26 protein-coding genes are annotated in these 24581 nt (G+C 60.8%); 14 read left to right on the top strand and 12 right to left on the bottom strand.

All coding sequences use genetic code 11. The features are described from left to right. Positions 1 to 143: 143 nt before the first annotated feature. The gene (locus FP026_RS17245) at positions 144 to 1310 is read left to right on the top strand and encodes a D-alanyl-D-alanine carboxypeptidase family protein (RefSeq protein ID WP_149635861.1); all 1167 of its coding nucleotides are present in this window, start codon (positions 144 to 146) and stop codon (positions 1308 to 1310) included. A gap of 117 nt (positions 1311 to 1427) precedes the next feature. Then, positions 1428 to 2636 (top strand): CobW family GTP-binding protein, encoded by a 1209-nt coding sequence (locus FP026_RS17240; protein ID WP_149635860.1) that lies wholly within the window; start codon positions 1428 to 1430, stop codon positions 2634 to 2636. Positions 2637 to 2796: 160 nt separating this feature from the next. Here FP026_RS17240 and FP026_RS17235 read toward each other — a convergent pair whose 3' ends face one another. The 5 genes from FP026_RS17235 to FP026_RS30265 form a co-directional block, all read right to left on the bottom strand. Then, a complete protein-coding gene (locus FP026_RS17235) occupies positions 2797 to 3030 on the bottom strand; it encodes a sulfurtransferase TusA family protein (RefSeq protein ID WP_149635859.1) in 234 nt (77 codons plus the stop codon). Then, positions 3023 to 4318, bottom strand: coding sequence for a L,D-transpeptidase family protein (locus FP026_RS17230; protein WP_149635858.1), 1296 nt, complete (start codon positions 4316 to 4318; stop codon positions 3023 to 3025). Before FP026_RS17230 ends, FP026_RS17235 begins: the two co-directional genes overlap by 8 nt. A 230-nt stretch (positions 4319 to 4548) precedes the next feature. Further along, a complete protein-coding gene (locus FP026_RS17225; RefSeq protein WP_149635857.1) occupies positions 4549 to 5502 on the bottom strand; it encodes an acetyl-CoA carboxylase carboxyltransferase subunit alpha in 954 nt (317 codons plus the stop codon). 62 nt (positions 5503 to 5564) lie between these two features. Continuing rightward, positions 5565 to 6539, bottom strand: a complete 975-nt coding sequence (gene xerD, locus FP026_RS17220; RefSeq protein ID WP_149635856.1) for a site-specific tyrosine recombinase XerD — start codon at positions 6537 to 6539, stop codon at positions 5565 to 5567. 11 nt (positions 6540 to 6550) lie between these two features. Then, positions 6551 to 6718 carry a hypothetical protein gene (locus FP026_RS30265; protein WP_162943920.1) on the bottom strand — a complete coding sequence of 56 codons (168 nt, stop codon included), beginning with the start codon at positions 6716 to 6718 and terminating at the stop codon, positions 6551 to 6553. 160 nt (positions 6719 to 6878) lie between these two features. On the opposite strand from FP026_RS30265, the gene FP026_RS17215 reads away from it, so the two are divergent. The 3 genes from FP026_RS17215 to FP026_RS17205 are packed head-to-tail and all read left to right on the top strand — an operon-like array spanning position 6879 to position 9909. Continuing rightward, positions 6879 to 7472 carry a shikimate kinase gene (locus FP026_RS17215; RefSeq protein ID WP_149635855.1) on the top strand — a complete coding sequence of 198 codons (594 nt, stop codon included), beginning with the start codon at positions 6879 to 6881 and terminating at the stop codon, positions 7470 to 7472. Then, complete coding sequence (aroB, locus tag FP026_RS17210) at positions 7469 to 8599, top strand: 3-dehydroquinate synthase (protein ID WP_149635854.1); 1131 nt, start codon at positions 7469 to 7471, stop codon at positions 8597 to 8599. The genes FP026_RS17215 and aroB overlap by 4 nt, the downstream gene beginning before the upstream one ends. Further along, positions 8599 to 9909, top strand: a complete 1311-nt coding sequence (locus tag FP026_RS17205) for an HlyC/CorC family transporter (protein ID WP_188112611.1) — start codon at positions 8599 to 8601, stop codon at positions 9907 to 9909. Before aroB ends, FP026_RS17205 begins: the two co-directional genes overlap by 1 nt. A gap of 18 nt (positions 9910 to 9927) precedes the next feature. Here the strand turns inward: FP026_RS17205 and FP026_RS17200 are convergent, their stop codons facing one another. Beyond that, on the bottom strand, positions 9928 to 10215 hold the full coding sequence (locus FP026_RS17200) for a BolA family protein (protein WP_149635852.1): 288 nt from the start codon (positions 10213 to 10215) through the stop codon (positions 9928 to 9930). A 106-nt stretch (positions 10216 to 10321) separates the two neighbouring features. Here FP026_RS17200 and FP026_RS17195 point away from each other — a divergent pair, with 106 nt between their 5' ends. The 4 genes from FP026_RS17195 to FP026_RS17180 all read left to right on the top strand — a co-directional run bounded on the left by FP026_RS17195 (position 10322) and on the right by FP026_RS17180 (position 15266). After that, positions 10322 to 10942 (top strand): J domain-containing protein, encoded by a 621-nt coding sequence (locus tag FP026_RS17195; protein WP_112341312.1) that lies wholly within the window; start codon positions 10322 to 10324, stop codon positions 10940 to 10942. A 309-nt stretch (positions 10943 to 11251) separates the two neighbouring features. Continuing rightward, the gene (cobS, locus tag FP026_RS17190) at positions 11252 to 12241 is read left to right on the top strand and encodes a cobaltochelatase subunit CobS (protein WP_149635851.1); all 990 of its coding nucleotides are present in this window, start codon (positions 11252 to 11254) and stop codon (positions 12239 to 12241) included. A 17-nt stretch (positions 12242 to 12258) separates the two neighbouring features. Beyond that, entirely contained in the window at positions 12259 to 14160 is a 1902-nt protein-coding gene (cobT, locus tag FP026_RS17185) for a cobaltochelatase subunit CobT (protein WP_149635850.1), read from the top strand. A 101-nt stretch (positions 14161 to 14261) separates the two neighbouring features. Further along, positions 14262 to 15266 carry an esterase-like activity of phytase family protein gene (locus tag FP026_RS17180; RefSeq protein WP_246665376.1) on the top strand — a complete coding sequence of 335 codons (1005 nt, stop codon included), beginning with the start codon at positions 14262 to 14264 and terminating at the stop codon, positions 15264 to 15266. 46 nt (positions 15267 to 15312) lie between these two features. Here the strand turns inward: FP026_RS17180 and FP026_RS17175 are convergent, their stop codons facing one another. Together FP026_RS17175 and rpmB are read right to left on the bottom strand one after the other, a co-directional pair. Then, entirely contained in the window at positions 15313 to 15948 is a 636-nt protein-coding gene (locus FP026_RS17175; RefSeq protein ID WP_149635848.1) for a queuosine precursor transporter, read from the bottom strand. A 114-nt stretch (positions 15949 to 16062) separates the two neighbouring features. Beyond that, positions 16063 to 16365 (bottom strand): 50S ribosomal protein L28, encoded by a 303-nt coding sequence (rpmB, locus tag FP026_RS17170; protein WP_149635847.1) that lies wholly within the window; start codon positions 16363 to 16365, stop codon positions 16063 to 16065. Between the two features lie 238 nt (positions 16366 to 16603). On the opposite strand from rpmB, the gene FP026_RS17165 reads away from it, so the two are divergent. Further along, the gene (locus tag FP026_RS17165; RefSeq protein WP_149635846.1) at positions 16604 to 17380 is read left to right on the top strand and encodes a DUF3108 domain-containing protein; all 777 of its coding nucleotides are present in this window, start codon (positions 16604 to 16606) and stop codon (positions 17378 to 17380) included. A 140-nt stretch (positions 17381 to 17520) separates the two neighbouring features. Next, complete coding sequence (yddG, locus tag FP026_RS17160) at positions 17521 to 18420, top strand: aromatic amino acid exporter YddG (protein WP_149635845.1); 900 nt, start codon at positions 17521 to 17523, stop codon at positions 18418 to 18420. 49 nt (positions 18421 to 18469) lie between these two features. Here the strand turns inward: yddG and FP026_RS17155 are convergent, their stop codons facing one another. The 4 genes from FP026_RS17155 to gloB all read right to left on the bottom strand — a co-directional run bounded on the left by FP026_RS17155 (position 18470) and on the right by gloB (position 21594). Next, positions 18470 to 18907, bottom strand: coding sequence for a VOC family protein (locus FP026_RS17155; RefSeq protein WP_149635844.1), 438 nt, complete (start codon positions 18905 to 18907; stop codon positions 18470 to 18472). Between the two features lie 199 nt (positions 18908 to 19106). Then, the gene (locus FP026_RS17150; RefSeq protein ID WP_188112610.1) at positions 19107 to 20222 is read right to left on the bottom strand and encodes an esterase; all 1116 of its coding nucleotides are present in this window, start codon (positions 20220 to 20222) and stop codon (positions 19107 to 19109) included. 176 nt (positions 20223 to 20398) lie between these two features. Continuing rightward, the gene (locus tag FP026_RS17145; RefSeq protein ID WP_149635842.1) at positions 20399 to 20824 is read right to left on the bottom strand and encodes a cupin domain-containing protein; all 426 of its coding nucleotides are present in this window, start codon (positions 20822 to 20824) and stop codon (positions 20399 to 20401) included. Beyond that, positions 20824 to 21594, bottom strand: coding sequence for a hydroxyacylglutathione hydrolase (gloB, locus tag FP026_RS17140; RefSeq protein WP_149635841.1), 771 nt, complete (start codon positions 21592 to 21594; stop codon positions 20824 to 20826). Before gloB ends, FP026_RS17145 begins: the two co-directional genes overlap by 1 nt. Before the next feature lie 53 nt (positions 21595 to 21647). Between gloB and FP026_RS17135 the strand changes: the two genes are divergently transcribed. The 3 genes from FP026_RS17135 (at position 21648) to FP026_RS17125 (ending at position 24564) form a co-directional block, all read left to right on the top strand. Beyond that, a complete protein-coding gene (locus FP026_RS17135) occupies positions 21648 to 22427 on the top strand; it encodes a class I SAM-dependent methyltransferase (RefSeq protein WP_149635840.1) in 780 nt (259 codons plus the stop codon). Between the two features lie 101 nt (positions 22428 to 22528). After that, positions 22529 to 23638 carry a histidinol-phosphate transaminase gene (gene hisC / locus FP026_RS17130; RefSeq protein WP_149635839.1) on the top strand — a complete coding sequence of 370 codons (1110 nt, stop codon included), beginning with the start codon at positions 22529 to 22531 and terminating at the stop codon, positions 23636 to 23638. After that, entirely contained in the window at positions 23635 to 24564 is a 930-nt protein-coding gene (locus tag FP026_RS17125; RefSeq protein ID WP_149635838.1) for a prephenate/arogenate dehydrogenase family protein, read from the top strand. Before hisC ends, FP026_RS17125 begins: the two co-directional genes overlap by 4 nt. Positions 24565 to 24581 lie beyond the last annotated feature (17 nt).

The raw sequence follows: 24581 nt of genomic DNA, 5'->3' as shown, positions 1-24581 counted from the left end.
TCGCACGGCCCTATCCAGCTTATCGCGGCCTTTGCGGTGTGCTAACGGGAAATAAAGTCGTCAATCGCCTTTGCCTTCTCATAGCCATATAGGTTAAATAGACGAAGCTTTCGAGAAAATTCCGGACTCCTGAAGGATTGATCGTGCCGACGAAGCAGAATCGTTTGTATGCCGCCCTGCGGCTCGCTCCTATAGCCGCAGCAGCATCCATGCTTTTCCTGTCGACCGCGCAGACGGCCGCAGCCAATCCGCATATTCTCGTCGATGTCGGCACCGGGCGCGTCCTCGACCAGCAGGAGGCGTTTCGCCGCTGGTATCCCGCTTCGCTCACCAAGCTGATGACGACCTATGTGACCTTCCGGGCTATCCAATCCGGCCAGGTCAGGCTCGACACATCAGTCGTCATGTCGAAGCTTGCAGCGGCGCAGCCGCCGGCGAAGATGTATTTCAAGCCGGGCCAGAAGATGACGCTCGACAATGCCATGAAGATGATGCTGGTCAAATCGGCCAACGATCTTGCCATGGCCGTTGCCGAGACAGTCGGCGGCTCACAGCAGGGCTTCGTGGCGCGGATGAATGCGGAAGCCGACCGCCTCGGCATGCGCGACTCGCATTTCATCAATCCGAACGGCCTTCCCGGCAAGGGGCAATATACGACGGCGCGCGATCTTGCGATCCTCAGCGTGGCGCTGCGCCGCGAGTTCCCGCAATATGCCGGCTATTTCTCGCTGGAAGGCTTCACCAACGGCGTGAAGCAGGTGCCGAACATCAATATGCTCATCGGCCGCTTCGAAGGCGCCGACGGCATGAAGACCGGCTTCATCTGCGCTGCCGGCTTCAACCAGATCGCATCGGCGACTCGCAACGGCCGCACGCTGATCTCGGTCGTGCTCGGAACCGACAGCCTGGCGGCGCGCGCCGACGATTCCGCCAATCTCCTGGAAAAAGGATTCCAGAACCAGCTGTCTACCCGCGACACGCTGGCGACCCTCAGACCCGACGCGCCGCTTGCAGCCGATGTCGCCGATGTCACCGCCGACATCTGCAGCACCAAGGGCGCGCAGGCGCGCAGCGAGACCCGCGATCCGTTCGGCCGCACCAAGGTACAGTCGCCCTATATTCATGAAATGGATCACGAGCCCAATTTCGTCTATGCCGGCCTGATCGGCGGCCAGGATGTCGCGACGGCCGCCAAGGGCGACAAGGACGATGTCGCGGCAAGAGGCGACAAGGCGACCAGGGACAGCAAAATCGCCATTTCCGGCGGCGCATCCGGTGTGCCGATCCCGATGCCGCGTCCTACTTTCTAGAGCGATTCAGCTTTTCACGGAGTCTCTGAACCGCTCTGTCTCTTTGTTTTCACGCAATTCCGGACGGAAAACCGCTACGCACTTTTCCTGGAATTGCTCTAGTATCGGATACCGCCCATGAGCGTTTCGCAGCGAAGAGTACCGGTTGCCATCCTGACCGGCTTTCTGGGAGCGGGTAAATCGACCTTGCTCAACCGCATCCTCAAGGACGAGGCCATGCGCGATGCGGCCGTCATCATCAACGAATTCGGCGATGTCGGCATCGATCACCTGCTGGTGGAAAGCTCCGGCGATTCCATCATCGAGCTTTCCGATGGCTGCCTGTGTTGCACGGTGCGCGGCGAGCTGGTGGATACGCTGGCGAACCTGATGGACGCCATGCAGACCGGCCGTATCCGGCCGCTGAAGCGCGTCGTCATCGAAACGACCGGCCTTGCCGATCCTGCTCCCGTCATGCAGTCGATCATGGGCAATCCGATCATTGCGACCAATTTCGACCTCGATGGCGTCATCACCGTCGTCGACGCAGTCAATGGCTTGCAGACGCTCGACAATCACGAAGAGGCACGCAAGCAGGTAGCGGTTGCGGACCGCCTGATCGTGTCCAAGACCGGGATTGCCGGTGCCGTGCCCGAGGGTCAGCTGGAGAGCCGGCTGAAGGCGCTCAATCCGCGTGCGCAGATCCTGAATGCCGATAGCGACGAGGCGGGACGCGCCGCCATTCTCGTCAACGGCCTCTACGACCCGGCTTCGAAGATCGCCGATGTCGGCCGCTGGCTGCAGGACGAGCTGGAGGCGGACGACGCTCATCGTCACCATCATGATGATGATCACGATCACCACGACCATGATCATGACCACCATCACGGCGATCATGGGCACCACCATCACCATCATGCGCATCACCACGGCCACCGGCATCAGCACGCCCATGACGTCACGCGGCATGACGGCTCGATCCGGTCGTTCTCGATCGTCGAGACGCAGCCTATCGATCCGGTGGCGCTGGAGATGTTCATCGATCTGCTGCGTTCGGCGCATGGCGAAAAGCTGCTGCGGATGAAGGCGATCGTTGCCGTGTCCGACCGGCCGGAGCGCCCCGTCGTGCTGCATGGGGTACAGAACATCTTCCATCCGCCGGTGCGGCTGCCGGCCTGGCCCGATCCCGAAGACCGCCGCACGCGCATGGTGATCATCACCAAGGATCTGCCTGAGGATTTCGTGAAGGGTCTGTTCGACGCCTTCCTCAGCAAGCCGCGCGTCGATACGCCCGATCGGGCGGCGCTGCAGGACAATCCGCTGGCTGTGCCGGGGATGCGGTTCTAGTTTCAGCCTTTGAGGTCTGGCAACCCGCCTCGCCCCGGAAGCTCCTTCTCTCCAACGGGGAGAAGGAGGGCATGATTTAAGCTCATATGCGATTGCCCTCATGGTGAGGTGGGAGCGTAGCGACCCTCAAACCAAGAGGATGGCCACCAAGTTTCGCCCATCAGCCCTTGCGGATCACGAAGCGATGGCCGCCATCCGTCTTCTCGTTCGCAAGAAGCGTGTGGCCTTTCTCGTTGCAGAGATGCGGGATATCGATGGCCGCAAGCGGGTCGGTCGTCTCGACGGTCAACGTCGCGCCGCTTTCCATGCCGCGCAGGCGCTTTTCCGTCTTGATCGCCGGGTAGGGGCATTTCAGCCCGCGCAGATCATAGATCCCGTTATCCGAGCTATTCACTCTTGGCCCAGAACTTCCAGAAAGGCGGCTTCTTGGCCTCGGTCTGCGCGGTCTCGACGGGCGGAGGCGGCGCATAGGCGAGCGGATTGACGGCCTGGTTCATCGGGTTCGCCATCGGGATCGGCACATTGGCCGGAATATTGGCCGCTACCACGGGGCCGCTCGGCTGCTGGGCGGTCGCCTCGGGAGCAGCACTCGCCACGCGGATGCTTGCAGTCGACGGATTGGCCATCGGGCTTGCCACCGTGCCGCCCCGCGCAATCTGCTGCGCCGATTGGTTGGATACCATCGATTCCAGATCGGCAACCTTCATCATCTTGCCGGCGGCAAGGGCGGTGCCTGTGGGAGCATAGGCAAGATCGTGACCCTTGCGCTGCTTGGCGACGACGGCCTTGCGCTCGGCTTCGGTCGGATCGTACCAGGCCATGCCGTCATACTTCTTCGTGGCGATGGCATAATCAGCCTGATATTGCTTGTCGTAAGTCGCAAGCGCCACCTGCAGGGCTGGCGGCGTGGTCATGACCGGGCATTTGCCGCCGGCGTTGAACGGCTCGCTGGCCTGCTGGTTGAAGACGTATTTCTTCTCGCAGACCTCGACCTCGGGCGGTCGCTTGGTGACCTCGAAATTGTCGTAGCCGACCTTCAGCATCTTCCAGAAATCAATATTGGGGCTGAGGCGATGCTTCCACATATTCTCCGCTGTCATGCGGAAGGGGAAGGCTTCGAGCTGGATCGCCTTCTGGCCGCCTTTGAAGGCGTCGCGCGCGAAGGCGTAGATTTCCAGCACCTGCTGGTCGGTCATCGAATAGCAGCCGGATGACGAGCAGGCGCCATGGATCATCAGATTGGCGCCGCTACGGCCATTGGCGGCGTCGTAGCGGTTCGGGAAACCGGTGTTGATGGCGAGGTAATATTTCGAATTCGGGTTCAGGTTGGCAGGCGTCAGCATGTAGAAGCCTTCCGGTGCCTGCCGGTCGCCTTCCTTCACTTTCGGGCCGAGACGGCCGGACCAGGCGCAGATCTTGTAATCCGCGATAACTTCGAAGCGATTGTTCTGGTTCGCCTTCAGGATCTCCATCGCACCTTCTTCCTTGAAGATGCGGATCATGATCGGCGAATTGCGGTCCATTCCCTTCTTGGCCATATCGGCAAGGATACGGCTCGGAAGAGGCTGCTCGACCTTGTTCTTGACTGTCGACAGGTCGACCGACGCCGTGTCCAGAGCGTCGTTGCAGCCGGCGAGTGACAGCGCCATCAATGAGACGTAGGCAAGGTGACGGATGCGCATTCTGACTTAGCCCATAAATGCGAAGAGCGGCAGCTTGATCTGTTTCGCCACTCCCCTCGAAGCATGAAACGGAATCATAGACGGCTTATACTTGAAAATTCCTTACCAGCCTATGACCTGCCCGCAGCGCGTCGGCAAGCTTTTCTTTGCCATAATAGCTTCGATAACGGAAATGTGGCCAAGGTTTGGCCTCATTCCCGTTTTTAGCGATCATTTTTTTCGAATACGATTTAGAGATTGCGACCCATGGAAAGGAATTTTTGGCGCCGGTCGTTGCGCAGCTGTTCGCCCGAACGGCTGGAAAGTTCGCCGAGTGCGTTCGCAATCGTATCGCCTGCGGAGGCTATTACCGTGTTGGGATCACGGTGCGCGCCGCCGAGGGGCTCGGGGATGATGCCGTCGACAATGCCGAGGCCCTTCAGGTCTTCGGCGGTGATCTTCATATTCGTGGCGGCTTCCTTCGCACGCGTTGAATCGCGCCAGAGGATCGATGCCGCGCCTTCGGGCGAAATCACGCTGTAGATCGAATGTTCGAGCATGTAGACGCGGTTGCCGACGGCGATCGCGATGGCGCCGCCGGAGCCGCCTTCGCCGATGACGATCGAGACGATTGGCACTTTCACGCCAAGACACATTTCGGTGGAGCGGGCGATCGCTTCTGCCTGGCCGCGCTCTTCCGCACCGACGCCGGGATAGGCGCCTGCCGTGTCGACAAGCGTGATGACGGGCAACTGAAAGCGGTCGGCCATTTCCAGGACACGGATCGCCTTGCGATAGCCTTCCGGCCGGGCGCTGCCGAAATTGTGCTTCAGGCGGCTCTTAGTGTCGTTGCCTTTTTCCTGGCCGATGAGGGCGACCGGCTGTCCGCGGAAGCGGGCGAAGCCTGCCTGAATGGCGGCATCCTCGGAGAATTTGCGGTCGCCGGCCAGCGGCGTGAATTCGGTGAAGAGGGTGCTGGCGTAATCGACGAAATGCGGGCGCTGCGGATGGCGGGCGACCTGCGTCTTCTGCCAGGCATTGAGCTTGGAATAGATATCGGCCATCGCCTCGCGGACGCGGATTTCAAGCCGCCCGACCTCGTCCGATGTGTCGATGCTTTCGTCTTCGCTCGCCAGTTTCTTGAGCTCGTGAATCTTGCCTTCGAGATCCGAGATGGGTTTTTCGAAGTCGAGATAATTGTGCATGAGGTGCGTTTCCGATCCTTTTGCCCGTGACGAGAGACGGCGGCTTCAGCCTGTAGCCGGTCCTAATCCTGTTTTTTTGCCTGTTTGGCAAGGGGGTGATGCGTTTGCACAAGCTGATGAAGGCGTTCTTCCAGTACATGTGTGTAGATTTGCGTGGTCGAAATATCCGAATGGCCGAGAAGTTCCTGCACCACGCGCAGGTCCGCGCCATTGGCCAGAAGATGGCTCGCGAAGGCATGGCGCATAACATGCGGCGAGATCATCGAGGGTGTCAGGCCGGCCCGAATGGCAAGATCCTTGAGATCGCGCGCGAAGACCTGACGCGGCAAATAGCCTTGCTTGGAGGCCGCTGGAAAGAGCCACGGGCTTTCCGGTGCGGGCTGCTTGGCATTCGCCGCAATCTCCGTCTGCAATCGTCCATAGGTTTTCAGGGCCGAAATGGCCGACTGCGACAGCGGCACCAGCCGTTCCTTGTTTCCCTTGCCGCGGATCATCAGGAAGCGGCCCTCCTGATCCAGCACCTTTGCCGGCAGGGAGACGAGTTCGCTGACGCGCATGCCGGTGGCATAAAGCATTTCCAGAAGCACCAGCATGCGCAGGCGCTGCAGCCGGTCTGGTCCTTCGACGGCTGCCTCCTGCTCGGCCTGGGTCAGAAGCCTCGTCACCTCGTCGATGCCCATGGTCTTCGGCAGGGCGCGGCCTTTCTTGGGCGCGTCGAGAATTCCCGTTGGGTCGTCCGTGCGCAGGCCTTCGGCATAAAGGAACTTATAGAACTGCCGCATGGCGGAGAGCCGCCGCGCCTGCGACGAGGGTTTGAAGCCTTGGCTCGACAGGCTGGAAAGATAGGAGCCGAGATCGTTGGCGCCGGCCTCCGTCAGACGGACACCCTGCCCGGACAGGAAGGAATGGAGATCATCGAGATCGCGCTGGTAGGATTGCAGCGTGTTGACGGCAGCACCCCGCTCGGCGCTCATCATCTCCAGGAAGGCTTCCAGGTGCACTCGCCCCAGATCACGCGCGCCGGTTTTTGCGTTCATGGCAGGTGTGTTCATGGTTTCAGCGAGCCAGTGGTCGGCGGGTTGAGGCGCTCCGGCGGAATGCGGATGGTCACATCGCGCGGCTGCGGATCGACAAAGAGCACGAGTGCCCACATCGCTCCATATATCGATCCGGCGATGACCGCGCAGATGACAAGGAAGCGAAACAGGGTTGGCATTCGAAAACTCTCCTTCTCTCCTTCATTTGCCCGGCGATGAGCAATATTATGTCCGCCAAGCGTTAGCTGAAGGATATTGCAGACATGTTTACGATAGCGGCGTCTTGACGCTACCAGCGCATTTGACGATACCGTTTCCAAAGAAATTGTGAATGGGCCGATGAGTGAACAAGTCCTGACCCTTGCCGAAAGCCTCAAAGACAAGGCGCGCGCTGCGCTGGGTCAGCGCAATCTTGTCCTCGTGGGATTGATGGGTGCGGGCAAATCCTCGGTCGGCCGGCTTTTGGCACAGCAGCTCGGCATTCCCTTCGTCGATACGGATGTCGAGATCGAGCGCGTGTCGCGCATGACGATCGCCGAACTGTTTGCCGCTTATGGCGAGCTGGAGTTCCGGGCGCTGGAAACGCGCGTCATTAAGCGGCTCCTCAAGGGCGGGCCGCGTGTCGTTTCGACGGGTGGCGGCGCCTTCATCAACGAGAGCACGCGCCTGCATGTCAAGCGCGGCAGTCTTTCCGTCTGGCTGAAAGCCGATCTCGACGTATTGTGGGACCGCGTCAACAAGCGCGATACACGGCCGTTGCTGAAGACCGAGAATCCGAAACAGACCCTCGAGAACCTGATGAATGCGCGCTACCCCATCTATGCGGAAGCCGATCTTACGGTTCTCTCCCGCGACGTAAGCAAGGAAATCATGGTCAAGGAAGTCCTTGCCGCCATCGCCGAGGGAAAGAAAGCAGAAAGCAAAGTACCATGAATGCGATCTCACCGGCCCCAGCAGAGCGTCTCGTGCGCGTGCCTCTTGGCGAGCGTGCCTATGACATCCTGATCGGCCCCGGCCTGATTGCCCGCGCGGGGCGTGAGATTGCCGCACGGCTGAAGGGCCGCAAGGCCGCCGTCATTACTGATGAAAACGTCGCGCCGCGCTATCTCGATGCGTTGGTCGCCAGCCTAGAGGCTGCGGGCATCCAGGCCTCCAGTCTCATCTTGCCGGCCGGCGAAAAGACCAAGAGCTTCGAGCATCTCATGACCGTTTGCGACGCGGTGCTGACCGCGCGCGTGGAGCGCAACGATGCGGTGATCGCGCTCGGCGGCGGCGTCATCGGCGACCTCGCCGGCTTTGCCGCCGGCATCGTGCGCCGCGGCGTTCGTTTCGTCCAGGTGCCGACATCGCTGCTGTCGCAGGTGGATTCGTCGGTCGGCGGCAAGACCGGCATCAACACCCATCACGGCAAGAACCTCGTCGGAGTCTTCCATCAGCCGGATCTCGTCCTTGCCGATACCGATGTGCTGAATACGCTCAGCGAACGTGAATTCCGCGCCGGTTACGCCGAAGTCGCCAAATATGGCCTGATCGACAAGCCGGATTTTTTCGCCTGGCTCGAGGCCAACTGGAGGCAAGTTTTTGCCGGCGGCGCAGCCCGCATCGAGGCGATCGCTGCGAGCTGCCAGGCGAAATCCGATGTCGTCGTTGCCGACGAGCGCGAAAACGGGCCTCGCGCCCTGCTCAATCTCGGCCACACCTTTGGCCACGCGCTCGAAGCCGCCACCGCCTATGACAGCCGCCGGCTGGTGCATGGAGAAGGCGTCGCGATCGGCATGGTGCTCGCGCATGAATTTTCCGCGCGCCTCAATCTGGCAAGCCCGGACGACGTAAAGCGCGTCGAGGCACATCTGAAGGCCGTCGGCCTGCCGACCCGAATGGGCGATATCCCCGGCGAGCTGCCGCCGGCCGAAGCGCTGATGGATGCGATCGCGCAGGACAAGAAGGTCAAGAGCGGCAAGCTCACCTTCATCCTCACGCGCGGCATCGGCCAGTCCTTCGTTGCCGACGACGTGCCGTCCTCGGAGGTCTTGAACTTCCTGAAGGAAAAGCATCCCTGATGACGATCGAAGGCACGCTGGCTGTATTGTTCGAATATTGGCCCGAGATCGCCTCGATCGTCGTGCTCGTGCTGCTATCGGCATTCTTCTCCGGTTCGGAAACGGCGTTGACCGCGGTCTCCCGCAGCCGGATCCACACGCTGGAAGCCAATGGCGACGAAAGCGCAGGCATCGTGCGCCGCCTCATCGAGCGCCGCGACCGCCTGATCGGCACCTTGCTCATCGGCAACAATCTCGCGAACATTCTGTCGTCGTCATTGGCGACCAGCGTGTTCCTCGGTCTGTTCGGCAATTCCGGCGTGGCGCTGGCGACGGCTGCAATGACCGTCATCCTCGTCATCTTCGCCGAGGTGCTGCCGAAGAGCTGGGCGATTTCGACGCCGGATCGCTTTGCGCTCAACGTGGCCGCGCCGGTGCGGCTGTTTGTCGCTGTCGTCGGTCCGGTATCGAGCTTTGTCAACGCTATCGTTCGCTGGATTCTCGGCATTTTTGGCATCAACCTCTCCAAGGAAGTGTCGATGCTGTCGGCGCATGAGGAGTTGCGCGGCGCCGTGGACCTGCTTCATCGCGAGGGATCGGTGGTCAAGGCCGACCGCGACCGCCTCGGCGGCGTGCTCGATCTCGGCGAGCTGGAGCTTTCCGACATTATGGTCCACCGTACGGCGATGCGCGCCATCAATGCCGATGATCCGCCCGATGTCGTCGTGCGGGCCATTCTCGACAGCCCCTATACGCGCATGCCGCTCTGGCGCGGCACGATCGACAACATCATCGGCGTGGTGCATGCCAAGGATCTGTTGCGGGCGCTGGCGGAACGAAATGTCGAGCCAGAAAATCTCGATATCGTCAAGATTGCGCAGAAACCCTGGTTCGTGCCCGACAGCACCAACCTCGAAGACCAGCTCAACGCTTTCCTGCGCCGCAAGCAGCATTTCGCCGTCGTCGTCGACGAATATGGCGAGGTGCAGGGCATCGTCACCCTGGAGGACATTCTGGAGGAGATCGTCGGCGATATCGCCGACGAGCACGATCTCGACATCCAGGGCGTCAGGCAGGAGGCCGACGGCTCGATCGTCGTCGATGGCGTCGTGCCGATTCGCGACCTCAATCGCGCGCTCGACTGGCACTTGCCCGACGAAGAAGCGACGACGATTGCCGGTCTCGTCATCCACGAATCGATGACCATCCCGGAAGAGCGCCAGGCCTTCACTTTCTACGGCAAGCGCTTCATCGTCATGAAGCGGGAAAAGAACCGCATCACCAAGCTGCGCATCCGCCCCGCCGAGACGGAAGAGGTGAAGGCTCCGTAGGAACTATCTCATCGATGACTACCAACGGACCGCTTCGCCGGGTGCTGCCGGCTCCACTGCCAGCGCGTGCAAGCCGGCATCCAGTTCCGGCTTCAGCAATTCGTTGATCGCCCTGTGGCGCGCCAGGCGCGGCATGCCCGTGAACTTGGCGGAAACGATACGAATTCTTATATGGGTCTCGCCGGTTCCCGTCATGTCGGGCTGATGGCCGGCATGCAGGTGGCTTTCATTGATGACGGCAAGGCGCTCAGGCGCGAAGGCGTCGCTGAGCTTCCGCTCAATGCGGGATTGCAGTGTCGTTTCCATATTCCCGCGTCGACCTCGCTCACGAAAAAAGCTCCCACAAAGCCTATAACATTCCTGTTTGTCAATTCTTGTTGTGGGGTAACCAAGGCCCCATAATTAGGGCGCCATGAGACTTGATTCAAAATATTTCGATCGCATTCGCACCCGCCGTAAGCGCGCGCAGGAGCCCGAGCAGGGTCCGCCGACGTGCCAGTGGGACGGCTGCGACAAGCACGGTACGCATCGCGCCCCGGTCGGGCGCAATGCGGAAGGGCAATTCTTTTTGTTCTGCTTCGAGCACGTCAAGGAATACAACAAGGGCTACAATTATTTCTCCGGCCTCTCGGACGGGGAGATCGCGCGCTACCAGAAGGAAGCCATCACCGGCCATCGTCCGACCTGGACGGTCGGGGTCAACAAGGCTGCCCGCAACAGCCCGCTTCAGTCCGATATCCGCTCCGGCTCCTATTCCCGCGTCCGCGATCCCTTCGGCTTCGTCAAGGAAGGGGAGGGACAGGGCCGAGGTCCGCGTTTCCCGCAGCAGCGCAAGCTGAAGACGCTGGAGGCGAAGGCCTTCGATACGATGGGACTTGGCGCCACCGCCACGGCGCCGGAAATCAAGCGCCGCTACAAGGAATTGGTGAAAATGCACCATCCCGATGCCAATGGCGGCGACCGTGGGTCGGAGGAACGTTTCCGAGCGGTCATTCAGGCTTATCAATTATTGAAACAGAACGGTTTTTGTTAATTCCTGTCCTTGCTCTCCGCCTTCAATCAGGTATGGTCCAAATCGGCTGAAGCTGCGGGCAACCGCGGCAAGGTGCGCATTTGGCTGGCTGCACCTCGGTCAACTTTCCGGACGCGGCGTTTCTTGTCCGGGACTCTGTTCAAGGATGCTCGCAAGCGATCATTTCATCGCGCCGAGATTTTGCTTTAGTCCCGGAGAAGTATCGCCGCTGTTCCGACCGAACGGATGCGGGCAACAAAGCTGCGGCGTTTCGGAAAAATCGGCTGAGTTTGATATGGCAAGGTGAGAGCCACCCGCCCCGGAGACATGATGAGCAAGATTGACCTTGATATTTCCGAAGTTCCCGACACCACCGTTTCGGTCCGTGAAGTCTTCGGCATTGATTCCGACATCCGCGTTCCGGCCTACAGCCAGGGCAGCGCCTACGTACCCGATCTGGATACGGACTATCTCTTCGACCGCGAGACAACGCTCGCCATTCTCGCCGGCTTTGCTCATAACCGCCGTGTGATGATCTCGGGCTATCACGGCACCGGTAAGTCCTCGCATATCGAGCAGGTCGCCGCGCGCCTCAACTGGCCTTGCGTGCGTATCAATCTCGACAGCCATGTCAGCCGTATCGATCTCGTCGGCAAGGATGCGATCGTCGTCAAGGATGGCCTGCAGGTTACCGAATTCAAGGACGGCATCCTGCCCTGGGCCTATCAGCACAATGTCGCGCTCGTCTTCGACGAATACGATGCCGGCCGTCCGGACGTGATGTTCGTCATCCAGCGCGTGCTGGAATCCTCGGGCCGCCTGACCCTGCTCGACCAGAGCCGCGTCATCCGTCCTCACCCGGCCTTCCGCCTGTTTGCGACCGCCAACACGATTGGCCTCGGCGATACCACGGGCCTCTATCACGGCACGCAGCAGATCAACCAGGCGCAGATGGACCGCTGGTCGATCGTGACGACGCTGAACTACCTGCCGCATAACAACGAAGTCGATATCGTGCTGGCGAAGGTGAAGTCCTTCCGTACCGAGAAGGGCCGCGACACCGTTTCCAAGATGGTGCGCGTCGCCGACCTGACGCGTGCGGCCTTCATGAACGGCGATCTCTCGACCGTCATGAGCCCGCGTACGGTCATCACCTGGGCCGAGAATGCGGAAATCTTCGGCGATGTCGCCTTTGCCTTCCGCGTCACCTTCCTCAACAAGTGCGACGAGCTGGAGCGGCCGCTGGTCGCCGAGCATTATCAGCGCGCCTTCGGCGTCGAGCTGAAGGAAAGTGCCGCCAATATCGTGCTCGAAGCCTAAGGAAAAGCCGACACATCATGTCAGGTCGCGGAGATAATTCCAAAGCGAAGCCGGGTGCTCCGGTGGACATGGAGCCGTTGCGCCGGGCGATCACCGGCTGTGTCCGCTCGATCGCCGGCGATGCCGAGGTCGAGGTGGCCTTTGCCAATGAACGCCCGGGCATGACCGGCGAGCGCATCCGCTTGCCGGAGCTTTCGAAACGGCCGACGCTGCACGAGCTTGCGGTGACGCGGGGCCTCGGCGATTCGATGGCCCTTCGGCTTGCCTGTCACGATGCCCGCGTGCATGCCGTCATGGCGCCGCAGGGCGCCGACGCCCGCTCGATCTTCGATGCGGTCGAGCAGGCGCGCGTCGAATCGATCGGCTCGCTGCGCATGAGCGGTGTTGCCGCCAACATCAACTCGATGAATACGGAGAAATACGCCAAGGCGAATTTCTCCGGCATCGAACGGCGCGAGGATGCGCCGGTCGGCGAAGCCATGGCGATGATCGTGCGCGAGAAGTTGACCGGCCAGAAACCGCCGGAAAGCGCCGGCAAGGTGCTCGATCTCTGGCGCCCCTTCATCGAGGAAAAGACCGGCGGTCAACTCGAGAACCTGCTCTCGACCATCAACGACCAGCAGAGTTTTGCCCGTGTCGTACGCAACATTCTGACGGCCATGGAAATGGCCGAGGAATATGGCGACGAACAGTCCGAGCCCGACAGCGATGAGCAGCCGAGCGAAGAGGACAAGCCGAACGGCGAAGACCAGGATAACGACGACGTCAAGGAAGACGAAGGTTCCGATGCGGCACCGGCGGAGGACAGCGAAGCCTCCGACGAGCAGATGGACGACGGCGCGACCGAAGACGGCGGCGAAATCTCCGACGACGACATGAGCGAAGAGGGTGATGAAGACTCGGAAACGCCGGGCGAAACCCGCCGTCCGAACACGCCCTTCGCGGATTTCAACGAGAAGGTCGACTATCACGTCTATACCGAGGAGTTCGACGAGACCACGACGGCACAGGAACTGTGCGACGTGGCGGAACTCGAACGCCTGCGCGCCTTCCTCGACAAGCAGCTTGCGCATCTGCAGGGTGCCGTTGGCCGGCTTGCCAACCGTCTGCAGCGTCGCCTGATGGCGCAGCAGAACCGTTCCTGGGACTTCGATCTGGAAGAAGGTTATCTCGATCCGGCCCGCCTGCCGCGCCTGATCATCGACCCGACGCAGGCGCTGTCCTTCAAGATGGAGCGCGACACGCAGTTCCGCGATACGGTCGTGACGCTGCTGATCGACAATTCCGGCTCGATGCGCGGACGGCCGATCACGGTTGCCGCCTCCTGCGCCGACATCCTGGCGCGCACGCTGGAGCGCTGCGGCGTGAAGGTCGAAATCCTCGGCTTCACCACCAAGGCCTGGAAGGGCGGTCAGGCGCGCGAGAAGTGGCTTGCCAGCGGCAAGCCGCAGACACCGGGCCGGCTGAACGACCTGCGCCACATCATCTACAAGTCCGCCGACGAGCCCTATAGACGCTCTCGCAGCAATCTTGGGCTGATGATGCGCGAAGGCCTGCTCAAGGAGAATATCGACGGCGAGGCGCTGATATGGGCGCATAACCGCCTGCTCGGACGCCGCGAGCAGCGCCGTATCCTGATGATGATCTCGGATGGTGCGCCGGTCGATGATTCCACGCTGTCGGTCAATCCGGGCAATTACCTGGAGCGGCATTTGCGCGCGGTGATCGATCAGATCGAGACGCGTTCGCCGGTGGAATTGCTGGCGATCGGCATCGGCCATGACGTGACGCGCTATTATCGTCGCGCCGTCACCATCGTCGATGCCGACGAATTGGCCGGAGCGATGACGGAGCAGCTTGCCTCGCTGTTCGAAGATCAGACGAGCATGCCGCGCTCGCGCATGCGCCGCGCCAGCTGAGCCCGCTTCGGCGTCCCATGGCATCGGCCTTATGGCCGGTGCCCTCTCCATCCGGCGCCGCCGGCTCTGGGGGCTTGCTGGCCGCTGGGAGATCCGCCTGCGTGATAGCCGCGCTTGCCGGCCTGCTCGCCGGCTGCAGTTTCGCAAGCGATCCCGACGAGGCCGGTCCCGCTGCCATTCAGGCAAGGTTGATTTCTACCTTCAGCTCCGGTTCCGATCAATCACGCTTTGGTGCGCTGGAGTTCCTCGGCGGTCTTGAGCTCAGTTCGGATAATCCGCTTCTCGGCGCCATCTCGGCCATTCGCTTTCGCCCCGACCAACGGCATTTCATCTCGGTGCTCGATACCGGCCACTGGCTCACCGGCGCTGTCGAGCGTGACGAGGCGGGCCGGTTGAAGGGCATCGGTGATGTGCGGATCTCGCCGATGATCGACCGTGACGGCGGAACAGATACCGGTAAAGGGGATTTGGATGCCGAGGGGCTGGCGTTGCGCGGCGACCACGTCCTTGTCAGCTACGAGCAATATCATCGTGTCGATATCTATCCCGATCCGGGCTTCGAGATTTCGCCGCCTGACGGCACCATCCCACTGCCGATCCCGAGAGGGCAGCTGCGCGCCAATCGCAGCCTCGAGGCGCTGATGATCGCGCCAAAGTCGAGCCCGCTTGCGGGAGGCGCCGTCGTCGTTGCGGAAGACAGTCTGGACGATCAGGGCAACATGCTGGCCGCCGTCCTGGATGGGCCGCTCCAGGGCCGGTTTGCCGTTCGGCATTATGGCGACTTCGGTGTCAGCGACGGCGTCTTCTTGCCCGACGGGGATCTGTTGCTGCTAGAGCGGCGTTTCGGGCTGATACATGGCCTTGGCGTGCGTATCCGCCGCATCGCCGGCGCGGATATCAAGCCGGGCGCCGTTGTGGACGGTAATGTGATCTTCGAGGCGGGGAGCAGAGATCAGATCGATAATATGGAGGGCATAGACGTCTTCCGCGCCGCCGATGGCTCCCTGCATCTCATCCTGGTCTCGGATGACAATCATTCGATCCTGCAGCGCAGCCTGATGCTGGAATTTCGCCTGCACGACGAAAATCTTCTCAGCCAGAACTGAAACATGTCGTCGCGCACCGATGCCGGCGCGCTTCGAATCATCTCCGTCAAGCGGTCGGAGCCTGCGACATCGGCTTCAGCACATTCATCAATGCGCCGTAGGGCAGCAGCATGACGAGGCCGACGGTCGTCTTGACCGCGAAATCGCCGATGGCCCAGGAGATCCAGCGCGGCGCTGACGAAGAGAAAGCGCCGAGGACCGGAGCCCATTCGATCGCGAAGGGATCGTTCGGTCCGAAGAAGACGAAGAAGGGCGCGAAGGCGAAGGAGAAGAAGATCAACGTATCGAGCATCGAGCCGATGAGCGAGCCGAACAGTGGAGCACGCCACCAGGCCATGCGTCGCAGGCGGTTGAAGACCGAGATATCGAGCAACTGGCCGGCGAGATAGGCCGAACCGGAAGCGATCGCGATGCGCGGCTGCGCCGTATAGAAGGACAGGGCGACGCCGACGACGAAACCGGCAAAGACAACCTTGCGCGCGGCCTTCGGGCCGAACTGGCGGTTGGTCAGATCGGTAATGAGGAAGGCGACCGGATAGGTGAAGGCGCCCCAGGTGAGGATATCCGCAAGATTGATGCCGGCGAGCGTGGCCTGCAGCGGATACTGCACGAGGATATTGGAGGCGACGACGACCAGCGTCATCAGCAAAACATAGATAATGGTATGGCGTGCCGTCAGCATTTTTTTATCCTGGGTGATGCCACCAGTTGAAGGAAACCGGACATGGAAAAAGGCTTGTCCGGAGATGATCCGTGCAAGCCTTCTAGCCCGTATGATATCGCGAAGCGCTAGAGCTTAGGCAGCAGCGACTGCAGCTTCAGCGGACTTCTTGACGATCTGACGACGCAGCAGGCGTGCGCGCATGCTGAGTTCGTTTTCGCTTGCCTTGATGAGGAAAGCGTCCAGACCGCCACGATGTTCGACCGAGCGGAGCGCTGCAGCGGAAACGCGCAGGCGGTAACGCTGGCCGAGAACGTCGGAGATCAGAGTAACCTGGCAGAGGTTCGGCAGGAACCGACGCTTGGTCTTGTTGTTGGCGTGGCTGACATTGTTGCCCACGAGGACGGCCTTGCCGGTCAATTCGCACATGCGGGACATGGTACACCTACTTTTTGTTTTTCTCGGCCATCGGATAGACGTCTCGGGCAAAGCCCGACGCGCAATCCAACAGGCCATAATTGGAAAGTTGCGGTTCTATAGTCAGAGAGGCCGGCCGCGTCAAGCCAAACCTTGTCTTTTCCCGCAATTCCGTCAAAAAGCTGCTGTTGTCTGACGCTCGCAGCAGGCGAGCAAAGCAACTATATAACTTGCCTGATCCTCGTTGAAGGCCTTGATCATGGTTCAAATTCGGAAGTGGCTTCTCATTTCAGCGATCGTCGCGTCGATGCCGTCGATGGCATTGGCCGATGTGCTGCGGCATGAAACGCGCTATCGCGTTTCGCTGGCCGGCCTGCCGATCGCCAGGGCGGATTTCAAAACGGAAGTCACCGGCAAGCAGTTCACTATCCGCGGCGATATCACGTCCGCGGGCCTTGCCGATCTCGTCACCTCCATCGACGCCAGGACTGATGTGACCGGCGTCGTCAACGACAGCAAGCTGCAGGCGACGCACTACACGCTTTTCTACAAGAGCGGTAAGAGGGAGCGCACTTACGATGTCGCCTATACCAACGGCAATGTGACGTCGAACACGATCACGCCCGAACCGGAACGACCGGACACCTGGGTTCCCATCACGGAAGGCGACCTGAAATCCGTGCTCGATCCGATTTCCGGCATGATCTTTCCGATCACGCCCAGCCTCGACCTCTGCAATCAGACGCTGGCCGTGTTCGATGGCGAGATGCGGATGGATTTGAAGCTGTCGCCGAAAGGATCTCACCCGTTCTCGACTGAAGGCTTCAAGGGCAAGACGGTTGCCTGCGGCGTGCGGTTCACGCCAAAGAGCGGCTATAAGAGCACGCGCAAGGACTACCTCTACCTTGCCAAGAGCGACGGCATGGAGATCTGGTTTGCCAAGGCCGACACCATGAATGTTTACGCTCCCGTCTACGTCCGCATACCGACGCAATACGGGACCGTGACGATTACGGCCGTAAAATACGGCAGCTAGACCACGCTGCTGCTTCACAGAAACGCTTGACGGTTCTCACCATTATTCCTACGCAATTGCTGGTGGAAAACTGCTGTGCATTTTTCGTAAGATTGCTTTAGCGGGCAGGAGATGTCCGCGGCGACAAGCTGGGGGCAGCGATGAAATTTCGTGCGACATTGACGGGCTTTTCGGCCATTGTGATGTGGTCGTTTCTGGCGCTTTTGACGGTGGCCTCCGGCAAGATGCCGCCCTTTCAGTTGCTTGCCATCTGCTTTGCCATCGGCAGCATCCCCGGCATCGTCGTGCTCCTGCTGAGACCGGAACGCCTGCAGCTCCTGCGTCAGCCGGCCAAGGTCTGGATTACAGGCATTGCCGGTCTGTTCGGCTATCATTTCCTTTATTTCACCGCGTTGCGCCATGCACCAGCGGTGGAGGCGGGCTTGATTGCCTATCTGTGGCCGCTGTTGATCGTCGTCGGCTCGGCGCTGCTGCCAGGCGAGCGGCTGCGCTGGTATCATATCGTGGGCGCCTTGATGGGGCTTGCGGGCACGGTTCTGATCGTCGGCCGCAACGGTTTTCACTTCGAGAGCGCCTATGCGGTCGGCTACGGCGCCGCCTTTCTCTGCGCCTTCACCTGGTCCGGCTATTCGCTTATCACGCGCCGTTTCGAGGCCGTTTCCACCGATGTCGTTACCATATTCTGCTTGGCGACAGCGGTTCTCTCCTTTTTCTGCCACCTTGGTCTGGAGGAGACCATCTGGCCCGAGAACGCGGCGCAGTGGATTGCCGTCCTCGGACTGGGTCTTTTTCCGGTGGGCGCAGCCTTCTACGCCTGGGACCACGGCATCAAGAATGGCGATATCCAGATCCTCGGCGCGGCAAGCTATGCCGCACCGCTGCTGTCGACGTTGATCCTGACGCTTTTCGGCTTTGCCGCGCCGAGCTGGGGCATTGCGCTTGCCTGTCTGCTGATTACCGGCGGCGCCGTGCTGGCCGCGCATCGTATGATCTTGCGCCAAGATCGTGCTGAAGGGGCGCAGGCGGAAGCGGCGGAATAGCTCCGCCGCAGTCGCAGCCAGTTCCTTCCTCATTGTCACAGCATTGCGTTCAGCTGAGTTCTTGGGCGAGTCCGATGAGAAGCCCTTCAGGTCCGCGGATGTAGCAGAGCCGATACGCGTCCTTATACTGGACTACTTCGCCTACGAGCTGCGCGCCGTGCGTGCGGAGCCTTTCAAGCGTCTCGTCGACGTCGTCAACGGCGAACATGACGCGGAGGTAGCCGAGAGCGTTGACCGGAGCATTGCGGTGATCCGCGACGACAGGGGGCGTGAGGAAGCGGGAGAGCTCGAGCCGGCTTTGGCCGTCCGGTGTGCGCATCATGGCAATCTCGACACGCTGATCGCCCAGTCCAGTGATACGCCCGGCCCATTCTCCTTCGATCGTGGCCCGCCCTTCGAGCTCGAGACCAAGTTCGCGAAAGAAATCAATCGTCCCTTCGAGGTCTTCGACGACGATTCCGACGTTGTCCATCCGCTTGAGTGCCATGTTTCCCCTCTCCAGAGCGTCGCTTGGGCCTTAAACTCGTAAAGTTGCTAGCTGGAGCATTTTCGCTTTTCTTCGAATCGCAAAAACGCTCTATCTTCTTGTTTTGCTACGCATTCCGAACGGAAAACCGCTTCGCGCTTTTCACGGAAATGCTCCAGGCGAGCAAGACTTATGAGGAGTCTACGGCCAAATCTGGCTGCTATTTCTTGAAGACCTTTTCCAGGAAGGTCACGAGCGAGGGCCGCCAGACATCCATCTCATGCTGAAGGTCCGGATATTCATGATACTCGTGCTCGATCTTTTTCTCGCCCAGCGTTGCCTTCAGGCCGGCGACATCCTTGCCGACGACCTGATCCTTGCTGCCGACCGTCACGGTGAAATTGCGCAAAGCCTTGTTGATCTTGCCCGGCTCGTTAAGCACTGCGTCTACGGTCTTGCTCGGAACGGTCGTCGTGCTGACGCCGCTGAAGGTTGCGACCCAGCCGAAGGTGTCGAGATGCGAGAGGCCTGACACGAGGGCTTGATATCCGCCCTGTGACAGGCCGGCAACGGCACGGCCATCGGTGTCGTTCCGCACCCGGTAATGCTTCTTCATGTACGGAATGAGATCTTCGGTCAGTTCGCGATCGGCCGCCTCGGCATTTGCCGGATAGAAATTCGCGCGGCGGTCGGCGGCGGGGAAGTTCTCGGCGATCGCATTCGGCACGTCGGTTTCCGTATCGGGAATGACGACGATCATCGGCTCGATCTTCTTCTCGGCAAGGAGATTGTCGAGGATCTGCGGTGCGCGGCCCTGGAGAACCCAGGATCCCACAGTATCGCCGAAGCCGTGATAGAGGTAGAGCACCGGCAGCGGCTTGGAGGAATCAGTATAGCCGGGCGGCGTATAGACATACATCTGCCGTTCCGAATCCAGCGCCTTGGAATGCAAGGTCACCAGCCGCAGGTCGCCATGCGGCACGCTGCGGGTATCGAGAATACTGCCGGGCACCAGGATCAGGCTAGTGTTGACCTGCCGTTGCGGCTTCGGCGCATTGGTGCCGGTGTCGATGCTGCGGAAACCGTCGATATTGAAATAATACTCATAGAGATCGGGCTTCAGGACCTCGGATTTGGCACTCCAGGTGCCATCGTCGCCGCGTTGCATGGCGATCGCATCGTGTGAGCCGAGGACGACGGAGACGGCCTTTGCCGAGGGTGCATAAAGGCGGAAGGTGATCGAACCGTCCTTTTCGACGGAGGTGACGAAGTTTTTCAGGGGCTGGGCGGCCGGCGGCGAAGCCGGCGCATCGAGAGCAAGGGCAGGAACGCTCATGACACAGCCTGCCGCGACGAGTAAAGGAAACAACAAACGCACGAAAAAACCTCCTCCAGATGAATCAATTTTCACTCCCCCCGTGTAAAGTTGACGCAGCGCAACGCTTTTTCAAGGCTGGTGCTGCGCGCCGTCTGGCCGCATGCTGCGTGATGTCAATGAAAGGTAAAGGAGGTTCAGCCTGAGGCGGGCTTCCAGTCGGGGGCGGCCATCTCGAAGCTCGAAAATTCGAAGCCGGGCGCGACCGTGCAGCCGACAAGCGTGAATTGTCCGAGGCTTTCGGCCGACTGCCACCAGTTGGCCGGAATGATCGCCTGCGGGCGCTCGCCCTTTGCCAGGTCGATGCCGAGAACCAACTTTTCACTGGCCTTGCCGTCGGCCGAGCGATGCAGGACGAGCGGTGCGCCGGCATAGTAGTGCCAGACCTCGGCGGCATCGTGCACCCGATGCCAATGCGAGCGATCGTCGGCCTCAAGCAGATAGTAGATCGCCGTTGAATGGCCGCGTGCGCCGCCGCTTTCGTCGCGAAACGTCTGCACGTACCAGCCGCCTTCGGGATGCCGCTGCATGGAAAGCGCTTCGATAATCTCCTTTGCCTGCATCAGAAATTATCCTTGCGCTTGCGGATCTCTGCAAAGACCTCGTCATTGCTGCGGCTTTCCATCAAAAGATGGCGGCGGATCGCGGGATCGGCTGCGCGCAGGAACGGGTTCGTTTCCTTCTCCAACGCCAGTGTCGTCGGAATGGTGAACTTGCCTTCCGTCCTCAACGCCTCGATATCGGCGGCGCGCGCCTTCAGCCGCTCATTGGTGGGATCGATGGTCAGCGCGAAGCGGGCGTTGGAGAGGGTATATTCATGGCCGAAATAGACGGCTGTTTCATCCGGCAGAACCGCAAGCTTCTGCAGCGAGGCCCACATATCCGTTGCCGGCCGTTCAAACAGGCGGCCGCAACCCAGCGCAAACAGCGTGTCGGCGGCAAAGAGCAGCTTGTCGTCGGCAAAGTGATAACAGACATGGCCGGCGGTGTGGCCAGGCGTTTCAATGACATTGACCGTGTGGCCGGCAAACTCGAACGTATCGCCGTCGGCGACGGCGCGATCGAGGCCGGGAATGGCGACGGCCTCGTTGATCGGGCCGATGATCTCGCAGCCGAACTGCTCCTTCAGCGCCAGATTGCCCTCGACATGATCGGTGTGATGATGGGTCGTCAGGATATGGCTGATCGTCCAGCCGCGGCGCGCGGCCGCTTTCAGGATCGCATTCGCCTCCGGGGCGTCGATCGATGCCGTCAAGCCGCTTTCGGGATCGTGGACCAAGACGCCGTAATTGTCGGAACGGCAGATAAATATCTCTAATTCCAATGGTTTCATAATTGAAATCATCCTCGTCTTTTCCGTTGGTACAGAATGTAAGCCGTTCGGCCTTGAAGTCCAACGTTCGGCTGATAACATTTGTTTCGATGCATACCGATATTGTCGATCTCCGCCAGTTTTATCATTCCGAGCTCGGTCGCTTGGCGGAGCAGTCGATTGCCATGGCGCTTTCCTCCATCTGGTCGCGTATGCCGGAGGAGCGGCTTGTCGGCCTCGGCTATGCCGTTCCCTATCTCGACCGTTTCCGCGCCGATACCGAGCGCACCTTCGCCTTCATGCCGGCGGGGCAGGGCGCGGTGAACTGGCCAATGGGCTCGGCCTCGTCGACGGCGCTGGTCTTCGATGAAGAGCTGCCGTTGCCGGATAGTTCGATCGATCGCGTGCTGATGGTGCATTCGCTTGAATTCGCCGAAAGCCCGCGCGAGACCTTGAAAGAGCTTTGGCGGGTGCTGGCGCCGGGTGGGCGGCTTGTCATTGCCGTGCCGAACCGCCGCGGCGTCTGGGCGCGCATGGAGCACACGCCGTTCGGCTCCGGCCGGCCCTATTCGCGCGGCCAGCTGACGTCGCTGCTGCGCGAGACCAATTTCACGCCGGGTGCGACGGCCGAGGCGCTGTTCTTCCCGCCCTCCAAGCTGCGCGCCGTGCTGCGGTTGCGCCGGGCTTTCGAGCGGGTCGGCCGTACCCTTTGGCCCGCTTTCTCCGGCGTCATCATCGTCGAGGCGCAGAAGCGGCTCTATCAGGGGCTGCCGGTTGCCGTTCGCGCCTCGCGCCGAGTCTTCGTGCCGGTGCTGGCACCGCGCGGCATACCGACGACGCGTGATGGCGCGTGACGCTTTCGCCGTGGCGGCACACTCGACAAATTTGTCAATCCGCATTAATGCGACGGGGTGTCATAAACCGGAATTTTCCGGTCCTTCCCAAGGTCGATCCCATGAGCATGGAAATGAGCAAGCCCGTCCCGCGTCCCGGCATTCTCGATATCGCTGCCTATGTGCCGGGCAAGGAGCATGCGCCGGGCGTTGCGCGCGTGTTCAAGCTCTCCTCGAACGAGACGCCGCTCGGCGCCAGCCCCAAGGCGATTGAAGCCTTCCGCGGGGCTGCAGAGCATCTCGAGCGCTATCCGGACGGACAGGCCAAGGAATTGCGCCAGGCGATCGCCGATGTGCATGGGCTGAATGTGGCCAACATCCTCTGCGGCGCCGGCTCGGACGAGCTGCTCGGCCTGCTCTGCCACACCTATCTCGGCACTGGTGACGAAGGCATCATCACCGAGCACGGCTTCCTGGTCTACAAGATCCAGATCATGGCCGCCGGCGCGACGCCTGTCACGGTCAAGGAAAAGGATTGCACCGTCGATGTCGATGCGATCCTCGCCGCCGTCACGGAGAAGACCAAGATGGTCTTCATCGCCAACCCCGCCAATCCCACGGGAACCTATGTCCCGGTCAGCGAGATCCGCCGCCTGCAGGCGAGCCTGCCGAAACATGTCATCCTCGTGCTCGACGCCGCCTATGCCGAATATGTCCGCCGCAATGACTATGAGGCGGGTCTCGAGCTCGTTTCGGCAAACCAGAACGTCGTCATGACCCGTACCTTCTCGAAGGTTTATGGCCTTGCCGCACTTCGCATCGGCTGGATGTACGGACCTGTCGATATCGTCGATGCGATCAACCGCGTGCGTGCCCCATTCAACATGAACACGGCTGCCATCGCCGCGGGTGCTGCTGCCATTCGCGATCAGGCTTTCACGGAGAAGGCCGTCGCGCACAATACGCTCTGGCTCGAGAAGGTGACTGCTGCGCTTGAGGCGATAGGGCTCAGGGTCACGCCATCGGTCGCGAATTTCGTTCTCGTCCATTTTCCGGATAGTGAGGGTAAGCGCGCCGCCGAGGCCGACGATTTCCTCACCAGCCGAGGCTATATCGTGCGGGCTGTCCGGGCCTATGGGTTCCCGAATTCGCTGCGCATGAGTATCGGGACGGAAGAGGCCAATCTCGGCCTCATCGACACACTGACAGAATTTATGGGACGCAAGGTATGAGCGCGATCCAGTTCGACCGTATCGCACTGATCGGCATCGGCCTGATCGGTTCCTCCATCGCCCATGACATCAAGCGGCTGGGCCTTGCCAAGGAAGTGGTGATCTCGACGCGCAGCGCCGAAACGCTGAAGCGCGCCAAAGAGCTGCAGCTTGGCGACCGCTATACGCCGTCCTCGGCCGAAGCAGTGAAAGACGCCGATCTTGTCATCGTCTCCGTGCCGGTCGGCGCCTCCGAAAGCGTCGCCAAGGAAATCGCTGCTCATCTGAAGCCTGGTGCCATCGTTACCGATGTCGGCTCCACCAAGGCGTCGGTCATCGCGCAGATGCAGCCGCATATGCCCTCCAACGTGCATTTCATTCCGGGCCATCCGTTGGCAGGTACGGAGAAATCCGGACCGGATGCGGGTTTCCCGGGGCTGTTCAAGGGGCGCTGGTGCATCTTCACGCCGGTTCCCGGCACCGATGAAGCCGCGATCAAGACACTTCGCGATTTCTGGGAAACGCTGGGCTCCCGTGTCGACGAGATGGATCCGGAGCATCACGACAAGGTCCTGGCGATCGTATCGCATCTGCCGCATCTCATCGCCTACAACATCGTCGGGACCGCCGACGATCTGGAGACGGTGACCGAATCGGAAGTCATCAAATATTCGGCTTCCGGCTTCCGCGACTTCACGCGCCTTGCCGCTTCCGATCCGACCATGTGGCGCGACGTCTGCCTGCACAATCGCGATGCCATTCTGGAGATGCTGTCGCGCTTTTCCGAGGATTTGGCATCGCTGCAACGTGCGATCCGCTGGGGCGACGGCGACAAGATCTTCGAACTTTTCACCCGCACCCGCGCCATCCGCCGCTCGATCGTCGAGGCGGGCCAGGATGTCGACGTCCCGGATTTCGGCCGTCATGCCCTGGATACGAAGGAATAGGCCGCCCTTTTACTTTT

This window comes from Martinezella tropici, from assembly GCF_008370325.1.
GTDB classification, from domain to species: domain Bacteria; phylum Pseudomonadota; class Alphaproteobacteria; order Rhizobiales; family Rhizobiaceae; genus Rhizobium; species Rhizobium tropici_B.
This window is presented reverse-complemented; position numbering and strand designations above follow the sequence as displayed.